The following is a 13,357-nucleotide window of genomic DNA, read 5'->3' as shown; positions in this document are numbered from 1 at the left end:
GGCGACGCAATGCAGGCAAGAGGCGACGGGGATGCTGGTTCTTGATCATATCGCGGTGGCGGCAACCGATCTGGCGGCGGGCGCACAGGCGGTGGAGGCAAAGCTGGGCTTGCCCCTCCAGCCCGGTGGGCAGCATCCGCATATGGGCACGCATAACCGGCTGATGTCGCTGGGCCCGGATTACCTTGAAGTCATCGCGATTGACCCCGAGGGCGCGGCCCCGGCGCAGCCGCGCTGGTTCGATCTGGACCGTTTCACCGGCGCGCCGCGCGCGACCACTTGGATCTGCCGCTGCGATGATCTGGAGGCGGCTTTGGCGCAAGCACCGCGCGGCACGGGGCGGCCTTGGGATTTAGCGCGCGCCGATCTGCGCTGGCGCATGGGCGTGCCCGAGGATGGGATCTTGCCCTTTGACGGGCTGTTTCCCGCGTTGATCCAGTGGCAAGGCACGGCGCACCCGGCACCCCGCCTGACCGATCTGGGCGCGCGGTTGGTGGGGTTGACGCTTTATTCGCCGCAGGCGAGCGCGCTCCGCGCGGCGCTGGCGCCGCTTGTCGCGGATGCCCGGATCACGGTGCATGAGGCCCCTACCCCGAGGATGGAGGCGCGCATCGCCACGCCCAATGGCGAGGTGGTTTTGTGATCCGACCCGCCCGGCGTGAGGATGCAGGCGGGATCGCCGCGATCTGGAACCATGTGATCCGCGAGACGACGCAAACCTTTACCACCGCCGAAAAAGACCCGCGCGCGTTGGCGGAGCAGATTATCGCGCAACCCTGTTTCGTGGCTGAGGCGGCGGGGGTGGTCGTGGGGTTCGTGATCTATGGCCAGTTCCGGTCAGGGCCGGGCTATGCCCATACGGTCGAGCATTCGATCCATGTGGCCCAAGGCGCGCGCGGGGCGGGGCTGGGCCGCGCCTTGATGGCGGCGGCCGAGGCCCATGCGCGCGCAGCAGCGATCCATTCGATCATCGCAGGGGTGGCAGGCGAGAATGCGGGCGGGGCGGCGTTCCACGCCGCCTTGGGCTACCGCGAGATTGCGCGCCTGCCGGAGGTGGGATGGAAATTCGGGCGCTGGCACGATCTGGTCTTGATGCAGAAAATGCTGTGAGCGGTTGCGCTTTGCGCTGACAGGGGCGCGTGTTTTGGGCTAAGACGGTCGCCATGTCGCTATGGTCTCGCATTCAAGACGCGCTCTCGGCCCTTGCCAAAGGTGAGGGGCTCTCGGTTGTGTTCGACCGGCTGCGCACCCCGCCCGAGCGCTCGGTCGCCTTTACCATCGCGGTGATCGCGCTGTCGGCCAAGATGGCCAAGGCCGATGGCCGGGTCACCCGCGACGAGGTGGCGGCCTTTCGTCAGGTGTTTCACATTCCCCCCACCGAGGAGCGCGCGGCGGCAAGGGTCTTTAACCTTGCGCGCGAGGATGTGGCGGGGTTCGAGGAATATGCCGGGCGCATCGCGCGGATGTTTGCCGGGCGCGCGCGCGAGGGGGTCTTGAGCGATCTGATGGGCGGGTTGTTTCATATCGCCACTGCGGATGGCAGCTATCACCCGGCCGAGGATGCGTTCTTGGCGCGGGTGGCCGAGATTTTCGGGCTGTCTGAGCCTGTGTTTCGCCGCATCCGCGCGGCCTATGTCGCTGATGCGGCACCCGACCCCTATACGGTCTTGGGGGTAAGCCCCGAGATGGGCCTTGATCAGATCCGCGCGGCATGGCGTGCGGCCGTGCGCGCGGCCCATCCCGACCGGATGATGGCACGCGGCGTGCCGGAAGAAGCGATGCGGCTGGCCGAGCGGCGGCTGATCGCGATCAACCGCGCATGGGAAGAGATCGCAGGCCGCCCTACCTGAGCCGATGGCGCGCTTTCTGGCGGGGGGCGCTGCCCCTTGCGCTTTCTGGCGGGGGGCGCTGCCCCCCGACGGCGTCCCTTTGGGCCGCCTCCCCCCGGGATATTTATGAAACAGAGAAGGATTGGACCCGCTGTGGGTTGAGACCTTGGGCGCGCAAGGGCATATCAGGGGAAAGATGGATTTCATGAGGTTTGATATGGCCCTGTCCTTTGCCGCCCCAATTGCCCGCGATGCCGCCACCGATGCAGGCGGCGTGCCGCTTGGGCGACTGCCTGAATGGGATCTTTCCGATCTTTATACCGCGCCTGATGCACCCGAGTTGACCCGCGATCTGGCTTGGCTCGCGGCGGAATGTGCCGATTTCGCCGCTGCCTATGCGGGGCAGTTGGCGGCGCTCGACGCGGCGGCGATGCTGGCCTGTGTGCGCCGCTACGAGGCGATCGACCGGGTGGCGGGGCGGATCATGTCCTATGCGGGGTTGCGCTATTACCAGCACACCACCGACCCAGTGCGGGCCAAGTTCATGTCGGATATGCAAGACGAGATCACCGCTTGCACGACGGCGCTGGTGTTTTTCAGCCTTGAGTTCAACCGCATCCCCGAGGCGCGCTATGCTGCGGTTTTTGGCGCTGATGCGGATTTGGCGCGTTACCGCCCCGTGTTTGACCGGATGCGCGCGATGGCCCCCTACCAGCTATCCGACGAGTTGGAGACCTTTCTGCATGATCAATCGGTCGTGGGGGCGAGTGCGTGGAACAAGCTTTTTGATGAGACCATCGCGGGGATGCATTTCGATGTTGCAGGCGAGCAGCTGGGCATCGAGGCGACGCTGAACCTGATGACCGATCCCGACCGCGCGCGGCGCGAGGCGGGCGCGCGTGCGCTGGCCGAGGGGTTTGGTGAGAAACTCCCGCTGTTTGCGCGGGTGCACAATACGCTGGCCAAGGAGAAAGAGATTTCCGATCGCTGGCGCAAGCTGCCCTCCCCGCAGATGGGGCGGCATTTGTCGAACCATGTCGAGCCCGAGGTGGTCGAGGCGCTGCGCAATGCGGTGGTGGCGGCATACCCAAGGCTGTCGCACCGCTATTACGCGCTCAAAGCGCGGTGGCTGGGGTTAGAGCGGTTGCAGGTCTGGGATCGCAACGCGCCGCTGCCGATGCAGGAGAACCGCATTTTCGGCTGGGAAGAGGCGCGCGATCTGGTGAGCCGCGCCTATGCGGGGTTCCACCCCGATCTGGCCCGGCTGGCCGAGCCGTTCTTCACCCAAGGCTGGATTGATGCGGGTGTGAAGGAGGGCAAGGCGCCCGGTGCCTTTGCCCATCCCACCGTCAGCGATGTGCATCCTTACGTGATGCTGAACTATCTTGGCAAACCGCGCGATGTGATGACCTTGGCCCATGAGTTGGGTCACGGTGTGCATCAGCGGCTGGCCGCCGAGCAAGGTGAGTTGCTCTCGGCCACGCCGCTCACCTTGGCCGAGACGGCGAGTGTGTTTGGCGAGATGCTGACCTTCCGCACCATGTTGGCCGAGGCATCAGATCAGGCCACGCGCAAGGTGCTACTCGCCGGTAAGGTCGAGGATATGATCAACACGGTGGTGCGCCAGATCGCGTTTTACGATTTCGAGTGCAAGCTTCATGCCGCGCGGGGTGAAGGCGAGTTGACGCCCGACGACATCGGCGCGCTGTGGATGAGCGTGCAGGCCGAAAGCCTAGGGCCGGTGTTCGACTTCATGGAAGGCTATGACCGCTTCTGGGCCTATATCCCGCATTTCGTGCATTCGCCCTTTTACGTCTATGCCTATGCCTTTGGCGACGGCTTGGTGAATGCGCTTTACGCCGTCTATGCCGAGGGCGCGCCGGGGTTCGAGGAGAAGTATTTCGAGATGCTCAAGGCGGGCGGATCGAAGCACCACAAGGAATTGCTGGCACCCTTTGGCCTCGATGCCTCAGACCCGGCGTTCTGGGACAAAGGGCTGTCGATGATCGAGGGCTTCATCGACGAGTTGGAGGCGATGGAGGGCTGAAGCCCCCCATCGCGCCACCCTAGAGCTTGGTGTGCGCGCCGTCGCAGAGCGGCTTGTTCGCGCTGGCCTTGCAGCCGCAGAAAAACGCGCGGCCATCTTTCTCGGCGGTCCATTTTTGCGGCTGGAACGGGGTGCCTTTGTGCGAGCCATCGCAGAAGGGCTGATTTTGCGACCGGCCACAGCTGCACCAGAAATAGGTCTTTCCGGCGGTGACCTCGACCGGAAAGGGGGATTTCTGGGCGATGATCGGGGTATCGTCGGACATCTGGCTTGCTCCTGTGGCGCGATGTGGTGACGCCTTGAGATGGGCCGCGATATGCGCGCGTCAATCCAGATCGGTCCAGGGCCAGGGCTTGACCTCGGAGGCCGCGGATTGGTAGCGCGCGGCCTTGGCCATCCAGATGCCCAGATCGGTGCCGAAATCGGCAAGGCGCTTGTTCCGCTCGCCGGTGTTGACCAGCATGATGATGAATTGCACCACGGTGATCAGCGCCAGCACCGTTTGGCTGAGGCTGAGCATGATCCAGATCAGCACCAGATACAGCAGGCGCAGGCCCATCCCGTCCTTGGGGGCATCGGGCTGTTCGCCGTTCAGGCGGCCCTCGATCTTGTCGTCGTCATTGCGGTCCATACGCGACACCTTTCTCATCCAACTTTGCAAATACGGCGTCGATTGCGGCCTGTGTGCCGCGCGCGACTTCGAGAGGATAGGGGAAAGCGGCCCCGTCGAGAAGGGTCGCGGCGACCGCTTCGACCTGTAGAGCGTATTGTCGCGCATCGGGGAAGGAGATGATGCGCAGCGGCGCGCCCTCGATGGCGAGGTGAAGGTCGGCTTGGCCGTATTGGCCGGGGTTGAAGGGGGCCATGACGCTCAGCCGCCCATGGCTGCCTTCGAAGACCATGGATTGATAGCGGGTGGTGCGCATCGAGACATGGAAGGAGAAGCGGATATCGCCCGCGCGCGCCTGCACCCAAGCGGAGGTATCGACGCCGTTCTCGCGGATCGCATCGGCCCAGAGGATCTGGGGCTCTCGCCCGGTGGCAAAGCGGAAGGCCCCGATGGGATAGACGCCCACATCGCGCAACGCGCCGCCGGCCAGATCGGCGGAAAGCCGGATATTGCCGGGATCGGCAAGCCCATAGGTAAAGGCGCCGGTGACGCTGTGAAGCTGGCCAAGCGCGCCTTGGGCGATCAGGTCACGCACGGTTTGCCATTGCGGGTGATGGGCGGGCATCCATCCTTCCGCGATCAGGTGGCCGGTGGCCTCGCGCGCGGCGATCAGGCGGTCGAAATCATCCGCATGCAGGGCGATGGGTTTTTCGCACAAGACCGCCTTGCCCGCATGGGCCGCGCGGATCGACCAATCGACATGCAGCGCATTGGGCAGCGGGATATAGACCGCGTCGATCCCCGGATCGGCCAAAAGCGCGTCATAGCTGTCATGCACGCGCAGACCCGGCGCGATGGCGGCAAAGGGGGCGGCACGGGCCGGGTCGCGGGTGGCGAGTGCCACAAGGCGCGATCTTTGCGCCGCGTTGATGGCGGGGGCCATGGTCTTGCGCGCAAAGCCCGCAGCGCCCAAAATGCCCCAACGAATGTGATCGGTCATGCGCGCTTTCCCCCTGCATCTTTGGCTTTTGGTAGCGGCCATCAGGGGCGCGGTGCAAGGCGCGAATGCATAGCGGCGCGAGGGTTTGCCCCCGCGCCGCGCGGTCTTGCTTGGCTTCTTCAGGCGGTGGCCAGCATGCCTTGCTCGCGGGCCAGTTCGCGCATGCGGGTTTGCAGCTTTTCGAAAGCGCGCACTTCGATCTGGCGAATACGCTCGCGGCTGACGCTATAGACAGCGGAGAGATCCTCGAGCGTGACGGGGTCGTCGCGCAGGCGGCGTTGGGTCAAAATCTCGCGCTCGCGCTCGTTGAGCACGCCCATCGCCTGCGTCATCAGCGCCATGCGGCTTTCGTATTCCTCACGCTCGGCGTAATCGCCCGCTTGATCGGCATCGGTATCTTCGAGCCAATCTTGCCATTGCGTCGCGCCATCATCCTCGGAGCCGATGGTCGCGTTGAGCGAGGCATCGCCCCCCGACAGACGCCGGTTCATCGAGATCACCTCAGTCTCGGTCACGCCGAGATCATGGGCGATGCGGGCGACGTTTTCAGGGCGCAGATCACCCTCTTCCAACGCGCCGATGCGGGCCTTGGCCTTGCGCAGGTTGAAAAACAGCTTTTTCTGCGCGCTGGTGGTGCCGAGTTTGACCATCGACCAAGAGCGCAGGACGTATTCTTGGATCGCGGCGCGAATCCACCACATCGCGTAGGTGGCAAGGCGAAAGCCCTTTTCGGGGTCGAATTTCTTGACCGCCTGCATCAGGCCGACATTCGCCTCGGAGATGACTTCGGCCTGCGGCAGGCCGTAGCCGCGATAGCCCATGGCGATTTTCGCGGCCAAGCGCAGATGCGAGGTGACAAGCTTATGGGCGGCAGCGCGGTCTTGATCTTCGACCCAGCGCTTGGCCAGCATATATTCCTCTTCGGGTTCCAGCATCGGGAAACGCCGGATTTCTTGAAGATAGCGGTTGAGACCCTGTTCCGGCGAAGGTGCCGGCAAATTGGTGTAACTGGTCATCGATCAAGCCCCCCTATCAGGTTGCACCGGGGATTAAGTAAAATCGGTTAACTTTCTGTCAAGAGGTGGAAGTGAACCGAAGCGTTCAGATCATGACCTTCACGTAGATGAACAGCAAGTCGCAATGTCGTGATAAATCATTGCACATTTGCACAGATCAGGCTGTGACCGCGCGCAAGTCATCCACTAACGCGGCCATATCTTCGGGCAGATCGGCGGAAAACAGCAGATCGTCATCACTGACCGGGTGGCGAAAGCCAAGCTTTGCGGCATGCAGCGCTTGGCGCGGAAAGGCGTTGATGCGTTCGGCCAGAGCTGCGCCGAACAGTTTTTCCGATACGCGCCTACGCCCGCCATAGACCGGATCGCCAATCAGCGCGTGGCCCACATGGGTCATATGCACACGAATTTGATGGGTGCGCCCTGTCTCTAACCGGCAGGTGACGCGCGCAACGGGGCCAAAGTTTTCCTCGAGCTTGACGCGGGTGACGGCATGGCGGCCACCTTGGAACAACACCGCCTGACGCTGGCGGTCGGTTTTGTGGCGGGCCAATTGGGTGGTGATCTTGAGGATACCGCCCAGCTCGAAATTCACGCCGCGCACCCCGTTCAAGCGCGGATCGCCCGGATCGGGTGCGCCATGGCAAAGCGCGATATATTCGCGTTCGATGGAATGATCGGCAAATTGCGCGGCCAGCCCATGATGGGCGCGGTCGGATTTGGCGACGACCAAAAGGCCCGACGTATCCTTGTCGATGCGATGCACGATGCCGGGGCGTTTTTCGCCGCCAATCCCCGAGAGATTGCCGCCGAAGTGATGCAACAGCGCATTGACCAAGGTGCCATCGGGTGTGCCGGGTGCGGGATGCACGACCATGCCCGCGGGTTTATCGATCACGATCAGGTCATCGTCTTCATAAACGACGCTGAGCGCAATGGCCTCGGGCGCGGTGGCGACTTCGGTGGCCTCGTCGATCGTGATGTCGACGCGGTCCCCCTCGGCCAGCTTGGCGCGCAGATCGGTGACGCAGGCGCCATTGACCGCCACGGCCCCATCAGCGATCAAGCGGGCCAACCGCGAACGGCTCAGCGCCTCGTGCTCTGGCACGGCGTCGCCCAGTGCCTTATCAAGGCGGCCGGCCGGGTCCGGGCCGATCAGGACCGTAACGATGCGAGTGGCCCTGCCCATGAAAACGCCCCCTGACGCGGAATTGCCCGATGCTTTGCCCGCCTCCCTTCGGTGGTTGAAGGGGTTGGTGACGGTGCTGACCGCGGTGATGATCATCGGCGTCTTAACCATCGTGGCGCTGCTTGTCATCCGGCTGAACGCAACTTCTGTGCCTGTGTTGGTGGCACCGGGCGATTTCACCCTGCCCGCAGGGGTCGGGGCGGTGGGCATCAGCGTGATCGACGGGCAAAGCGTGATCGTCGGCGATGATGGGGTGATCCGCGTTTATGACAGCGAAACCCGCACCTTGGTGCAGGAATTCCGCATCGGGGAGTGAGGGGTGGTACCAGCGCCCCGGCTTGAACGGGGGACCTCCTGATCCACAATTATCTGCTAGATAGTTTCGCGCTGAACCATAGTGCTGCATTTTTCCTTATATATATCATATTATATTGAATATTCCGTGCCATTGCGTACCATGCCATTGCGTACCAGCGCATCAATTTTGGCACCCATATGGAACCCAAAAATGCCTAAGCTGTCAACGGTCCGGCTAACTGACGCGCTCATCCGTTCGCTCAAGCCGAAAGATAAGCGATACGATGTCTATGACGCCTCCCAGCCCGGATTTGGTGTACGCGTAGCGACGAGCGGCGCTTTGTCGTGGGTGTTGCTCACCCGTGAGGGCGGCAGACGAAAGCGGGTCACGCTCGGCGGATATCCTGCCATGGGTTTGAGCAAAGCGCGCGAGGCGGCTCGGGTTGCGCTATCCGAAATCCATGAGGGTACTTTTGACCGCAAGAAGGCATCGATGACCTTTGAGGCTGCGTTAGTGGAGTGGTACGCACGCGAGCAGCGGGCCAGAAAAAGCTTTTGGCAGGTCGAACAAGCTATACGACTTCACGTCCTGCCTTTCCTAGGGCGGCACCAACTCGATCAGATCACAAAGGCAGATCTCATGCGCGTGATTGACCGAGTGGCGGATCAAGGAAAGCTTACCCAAGCAAATAGGGTCCGGGCGTTCGTCGTCCGATTTTTCAACTTTGCCACCGAACGCGATCTCCTCACAGTGTCACCAGCAGCCACTCTACCACGACCAACCGTGGAGGTGTCGAGGGATCGTGTTCTATCGAGGGACGAGCTGCTTGCCGTATGGCAGGCAGCTGAACAAATGGGCTTTCCGTTCGGCGGCATTGTGCAGCTGCTTATTCTGACCGCCCAGAGGCGCGACGAGGTTGCGGGCATGAAATGGTCTGAGCTCGACCTCGACCGCGCACGGTGGATAATTGGCAAAGAACGAGCAAAAAACTCGAAAGCACATATCGTACACCTAAGCCCGCAGGCCTGCGCCCTGCTTTCCAAAATCCCTAGGCGGGACGGCGTTGATCTCGTGTTCACCACAACCGGGCGGTCAGCCGTAAGCGGCTTTTCAAAGGCCAAGGTTGCTCTCGACGCCCGCAGCCATGTCTCTGATTGGCGCCTCCATGACCTAAGGCGGACGGCAGCAACGTTTATGGCGGACGACATGAGGATTACTCCGGTCGTAGTTGATCGCATCTTGAACCACGTCTCAGGCACAGTGCGTGGCGTAGCCGCGATTTACCAAAGGGGCGAGCATTTGGCGGATCGAGAAGCCGCGCTGACGGCTTGGGGGCAATTTGTTGAGGACTTGGTGAATTCCAATAAGTAGCATACAATCACGTACTTAATTTATACTCTAGATTGCATAGCGCACTATTTTGCACTATGCTGAAATAGCGGCACGCGAGGTGTGCTGCGCCCGGGGGACATGCGCCCATAACTGCATGCAGATGGTCAGCCGCCCTACCCTCGCAAAAGCGGCCCCCCCTTTAACTTTAAAAAAGGAGGCCGACGCATGTCGACCATCACCCGTTTCGTCGGGCGGCGCGAGCTGCTGCGCGAGCTTGGAATTTCGAAAACTACAATTTTGCGCTGGACCGCAGAGCGCGGCTTTCCCGAACCGCTGCCCAATTCAGGGCAAGTGCCAATTTACGATCGGGGCGATATCGATAGATGGCTCCGTGGCGAACGCATCGCGGAGGGGCAGCCATGAGCATGCCGCTGAAACCGTCGAAAGCCGAAGCACAACGCTTTCTTGATATGCTCGATCCCGGAGGGATGTTCGTTTTCCAAATCATAGACGACGATAAGGACCGCAAACGCGGGCACTTATCAAAGTTTATCCATGGGGCCTTGGATACACACTTCGACACTCTGGTTCATTACAACGAACAAGGGGCGGGGATATTCGTTGTCATCAATCAAACCGATTTCAAAGGACGCAAGGCCAGCAACGTTCTGAAAGTGCGGGCCTGTTTTGTTGATCTAGACGGCGCACCATTGGAACCCGTGCTCAATCACCAACTCGAGCCGACCATAGTTGTCGAAAGCTCAAAGGGGCGGTGGCACGTTTATTTTCTCTGCTCGGATATGCCCCTTGAAGCGTTCACGCCAACGCAACATGCGATCGCCGATGCGTTCGATGGCGATCACGCATGTTGCGACCTTCCACGCGTTATGCGCTTGCCCGGATTCTTTCACCAGAAAGTGCAAAGAGGCCTCCGAAGCGAGCCCTTCATGACCCAGATCGAGAGCGCGCATGACGACCTTTCGTACACATATGCCGAGCTTCAGGAAGCATTTCCGACAACCGAAAAACCTGCTGTCGAGCAAACAGACAGCGATTTTGACACTGACGGCAAGGCTGACCTTGAGGCGCTACGGGAAGCTCTGGCGCATATCGACCCCGAACCTAGAGAAAATTGGATCAAAATCGGCCATGCAATGAAAAGCACTGACCCCAACCTGCTCGCGCTATACCTCGAATTTTCGAGAGGTGACCTGACCGGCCGCAAACCCCACAACTACATCGATGACGCCGACGTGATCGCAGCTTGGAACAGCTTTGCCCCGAACCGCATCGGGATTGGGGCTATATTCGCCATGGCCAAGGCCAATGGGTACGTCCCGACACGGCGCAACAACGGCCTACGGCTGGGGACACAAATTGAGATCGCCACCCTCTTGTGCAACGAAATCGGCGCGGAAACCTCAGCCCCTCTTGTCCACAGCGAGGGAACGTTTTGGGGCTACAGCTCGACACACTGGGAAGAAATCCCGGAGAGCGCGCTTCGTAAGAGGGCCCACAAACTTGACGGGACGCACTACGGAAAAAACAGCATCTTGCGGATTTCGAGAAGCTTCATAGACGGGGTAATTCGGGAGATGGCCGCCATGGCAGACAGTCCCAACTTCTTCGAAGCCAGTGAACGGGGTGTCAATCTGCGCAATGGCTTCGTCAAAATCTCCGCGTGCGGCAAGATCGGCCTCGAGCCTCATTCTGCTGAGCATCGGCAGCGGTTTTTGATCGCGCAAGAATGGCTCCCCGACGTCTGCGAAGTGCCAGACGGCCTCCTGCAGACACTGTTATTCGGCAGTTTCGGCAAGGACGACGTCGAAAGTCACCGGCTCATTTTGGAGATAATGGGAGCCGCGATTTCTGGGATAAATACCGGCCTCTCCAACCCCAAGGCGTTTGTTTTTCACGGACCGAGCGCCGCAAACGGAAAATCGACTATTCAAGCTACGATGCGCCAACTTCTTCCAAGAAACGTAGTCGCTTGCATCGCGCCGGCCGATCTGGGGGAGCCGCAGTTTTTGGCGACGCTCGCGGGCTGCCAAGTCAACCTCAGCGACGAAATATCGAGTGCGAAGGCGATCGCAACCGACCGCTTCAAGGCGACGGTGACCGGCGATCCGGTACAGGCGAAGGCGATCTACAAAGTGCCGTTTACTTTCACGCCGAGGGCGCTGCACGTTTTCTCGGCCAACCATTTGCCCAGCTTCTCAGGCGGCGTGGACAACGGCATTGTCAGGCGGATCGTCGTCGTTCCGTTTAATCGGTCGATCCCAGAAGCTGAGCGGATCCCCGATTTAGCCGCCAAAATCGTCGAGCAAGAGGGGGATGTGCTCGTATCGCTGGCTCTTCAAGCGGCTGCCGATGTGGTCGCGCGGGGGGGCTTCACCATCCCATCAAAATGCGAAGCCGCTACCGTGCAGTGGTTCAAGGATGTTGATCCAGTAGCAGAATGGTTCGAGGATGGGGGGCTAGAGCGGCACGTCCACACGGCGGGCGTCCTTGTCCGCGATTTGTACGTACGTTTCCGCGAGGATATGGGCAACCTCGGCATCCAGCACATCCCGGGGCAGAGCCGGTTTACGCAACGCCTGCGGGAGCGCGTTGTGAGCGATCACAGCTGGGACATCGTCCGCCGCAGCAAGGGCGAAATGGTGTTTCAGAGGAACCTGCTGACCAAAGTGATGAATTTTCCGGCCAAAGTTTGATACTGGAGGGGGGGGTCATCGTCTCCCCCCTCCAATTTGTTAACTTTTTTCGTCACTTTCGTCACTTCTTACGCGCTAATCGAACTGATCGCGCCACGCTTTGGGCAACAACCCTTCAGCAATTAGAGCCTGCTCAATGCTCCGCAGCTCCTTCCTGATCGCACGCCCAATCTGAGCACGGCGTTTAGCAGCTTCCCTAGCCGCACGCGTCAACCGCCCGTGCTTGAGCTGCGCCGCCGCGATCCGCGCAAGTCCCGCCTCGGTCCGAGCTCCGGTCGACTTGCCTCCATGCCGCGTGCAGCGCCCCGTCCGCTTCACAGCAGGACGCTGGCAAGGCACCCCAGCCTTGGTCCTCGCGCCACAGCGTTGGCCCGACCAATCCGGACCGAAGCGAGTTGCAGCGCCGATTTCGTTGCCTTTTGTGAACCGCATGTCTGCCCCAATATGACTGTTATAATATAACGTCATTTGCGGTGACAGTCGAGGGCCGAGTTGCAAGAACCGCGGTCCGCAATCCAATACCAGGGGCCTCATCAGCACAGAGGGTCAAGGATCGTAGAAAGCATCATCTCAAGCACAAACACTTGACCCGTCGGCTACACCAAGAGAACTTACGACTAAGTTGGAAGTTGAGAAAATATGGGCAACGGTGTGGCCACCTAGCATGGTGCGGTCGTTTGCTGCGAAACAGAAGGCAGGTGCGAGATGGCCCAGAGGATTGAACCTCCTTTGCGATCACCCAAAAGCGAACACCCTTCTCAACCAGCGCGGCAGTTGTATCAAGAAGCTCCTGCTACACCCTCTGCACGCCAAAACCGAAACGCGTTCCGATCCCCCAAAACAATTGCATTCATCGTTTCTTTTGCTGTTGTAGGTTTTCTCATATATCAAAAACCATCTCTTCATGAGCCCATCTTGGCATGGGCACAAAATATAATGACGGAAACCACTACCACATTTACATCGCTTAAGAACGACGCTCAGACCGCTTTTGGTAGGCCTAGTGGAGAGGCACTTGCCATCAATACCCCGCAAGCAAATCGCACGAGCCAAGCTGAGTGGATAAATGAAGCAAAAAGTACTTTTTTTCAGCTGTCAGCATCAGACAGAGAACGCATCCAAAAATGGCTCGCAAACAATTATCAATATAATGGTGCGATCGATGGGCTATGGGGGCAGCGCACAGAGTCAAGTTTTTTAAGGGCTAGCAGCACACACCGAGATATCGATCGCTTATTTTTGACTGCTTTTCGAGAGACACCTGCAGTTAGACAAGTCAGTAGGCCGTCTACCCCAAGTAGCAGCACAACCAACGCTCAACA

14 protein-coding genes are annotated in these 13,357 nt (G+C 60.5%); 8 read left to right on the top strand and 6 right to left on the bottom strand.

Annotation, left to right across the window (positions count from 1 at the left end; translation table 11 throughout):
* Window positions 1–31 precede the first annotated feature (31 nt).
* The 4 genes from KG698_RS11970 (at window position 32) to KG698_RS11955 (ending at window position 3,876) form a co-directional block, all read left to right on the top strand.
* Window positions 32–643, top strand: coding sequence for a VOC family protein (locus KG698_RS11970; protein ID WP_213685812.1), 612 nt, complete (start codon window positions 32–34; stop codon window positions 641–643).
* On the top strand, window positions 640–1,110 hold the full coding sequence (locus KG698_RS11965) for a GNAT family N-acetyltransferase (protein ID WP_213685811.1): 471 nt from the start codon (window positions 640–642) through the stop codon (window positions 1,108–1,110). Before KG698_RS11970 ends, KG698_RS11965 begins: the two co-directional genes overlap by 4 nt.
* A 53-nt stretch (window positions 1,111–1,163) precedes the next feature.
* Window positions 1,164–1,850: a molecular chaperone DjiA gene (locus tag KG698_RS11960; RefSeq protein WP_213685810.1), complete on the top strand. Its 687-nt coding sequence runs from the start codon at window positions 1,164–1,166 to the stop codon at window positions 1,848–1,850.
* A gap of 184 nt (window positions 1,851–2,034) precedes the next feature.
* Window positions 2,035–3,876 carry a M3 family oligoendopeptidase gene (locus tag KG698_RS11955; RefSeq protein ID WP_300983760.1) on the top strand — a complete coding sequence of 614 codons (1,842 nt, stop codon included), beginning with the start codon at window positions 2,035–2,037 and terminating at the stop codon, window positions 3,874–3,876.
* Window positions 3,877–3,895: 19 nt separating this feature from the next.
* On the opposite strand, the gene KG698_RS11950 is transcribed toward KG698_RS11955, so the two are convergent.
* The 5 genes from KG698_RS11950 to KG698_RS11930 all read right to left on the bottom strand — a co-directional run bounded on the left by KG698_RS11950 (window position 3,896) and on the right by KG698_RS11930 (window position 7,691).
* On the bottom strand, window positions 3,896–4,141 hold the full coding sequence (locus tag KG698_RS11950; protein ID WP_213685809.1) for a CDGSH iron-sulfur domain-containing protein: 246 nt from the start codon (window positions 4,139–4,141) through the stop codon (window positions 3,896–3,898).
* Between the two features lie 60 nt (window positions 4,142–4,201).
* The gene (locus tag KG698_RS11945) at window positions 4,202–4,507 is read right to left on the bottom strand and encodes a DUF4389 domain-containing protein (RefSeq protein WP_213685808.1); all 306 of its coding nucleotides are present in this window, start codon (window positions 4,505–4,507) and stop codon (window positions 4,202–4,204) included.
* On the bottom strand, window positions 4,494–5,486 hold the full coding sequence (locus tag KG698_RS11940; protein WP_213685807.1) for a Gfo/Idh/MocA family oxidoreductase: 993 nt from the start codon (window positions 5,484–5,486) through the stop codon (window positions 4,494–4,496). Before KG698_RS11940 ends, KG698_RS11945 begins: the two co-directional genes overlap by 14 nt.
* 119 nt (window positions 5,487–5,605) lie before the next feature.
* Window positions 5,606–6,502 carry an RNA polymerase sigma factor RpoH gene (rpoH, locus tag KG698_RS11935; protein WP_213685806.1) on the bottom strand — a complete coding sequence of 299 codons (897 nt, stop codon included), beginning with the start codon at window positions 6,500–6,502 and terminating at the stop codon, window positions 5,606–5,608.
* Window positions 6,503–6,659: 157 nt separating this feature from the next.
* A complete protein-coding gene (locus KG698_RS11930; RefSeq protein ID WP_213685805.1) occupies window positions 6,660–7,691 on the bottom strand; it encodes an RluA family pseudouridine synthase in 1,032 nt (343 codons plus the stop codon).
* On the opposite strand from KG698_RS11930, the gene KG698_RS11925 reads away from it, so the two are divergent.
* The 4 genes from KG698_RS11925 (at window position 7,690) to KG698_RS11910 (ending at window position 12,035) form a co-directional block, all read left to right on the top strand.
* Window positions 7,690–8,007: a DUF6476 family protein gene (locus tag KG698_RS11925; RefSeq protein WP_213685804.1), complete on the top strand. Its 318-nt coding sequence runs from the start codon at window positions 7,690–7,692 to the stop codon at window positions 8,005–8,007. The two genes, KG698_RS11930 and KG698_RS11925, sit on opposite strands and share 2 nt — an antisense overlap.
* Before the next feature lie 192 nt (window positions 8,008–8,199).
* Window positions 8,200–9,360, top strand: coding sequence for a site-specific integrase (locus KG698_RS11920; RefSeq protein WP_213685803.1), 1,161 nt, complete (start codon window positions 8,200–8,202; stop codon window positions 9,358–9,360).
* Between the two features lie 186 nt (window positions 9,361–9,546).
* Window positions 9,547–9,744: an AlpA family transcriptional regulator gene (locus KG698_RS11915; protein ID WP_213685802.1), complete on the top strand. Its 198-nt coding sequence runs from the start codon at window positions 9,547–9,549 to the stop codon at window positions 9,742–9,744.
* Window positions 9,741–12,035 (top strand): phage/plasmid primase, P4 family, encoded by a 2,295-nt coding sequence (locus tag KG698_RS11910; RefSeq protein WP_213685801.1) that lies wholly within the window; start codon window positions 9,741–9,743, stop codon window positions 12,033–12,035. The genes KG698_RS11915 and KG698_RS11910 overlap by 4 nt, the downstream gene beginning before the upstream one ends.
* 75 nt (window positions 12,036–12,110) lie before the next feature.
* On the opposite strand, the gene KG698_RS15605 is transcribed toward KG698_RS11910, so the two are convergent.
* On the bottom strand, window positions 12,111–12,467 hold the full coding sequence (locus tag KG698_RS15605; protein WP_300983755.1) for an HGGxSTG domain-containing protein: 357 nt from the start codon (window positions 12,465–12,467) through the stop codon (window positions 12,111–12,113).
* Between the last annotated feature and the right edge of the window lie 890 nt (window positions 12,468–13,357).

The sequence above is a fragment of the Roseicyclus sp. genome (assembly GCF_018402035.1).
Classification (GTDB): domain Bacteria; phylum Pseudomonadota; class Alphaproteobacteria; order Rhodobacterales; family Rhodobacteraceae; genus Roseicyclus.
Note: the sequence above shows the minus strand (reverse complement) of the source record. Positions and strands in the feature narration are given on the sequence as shown.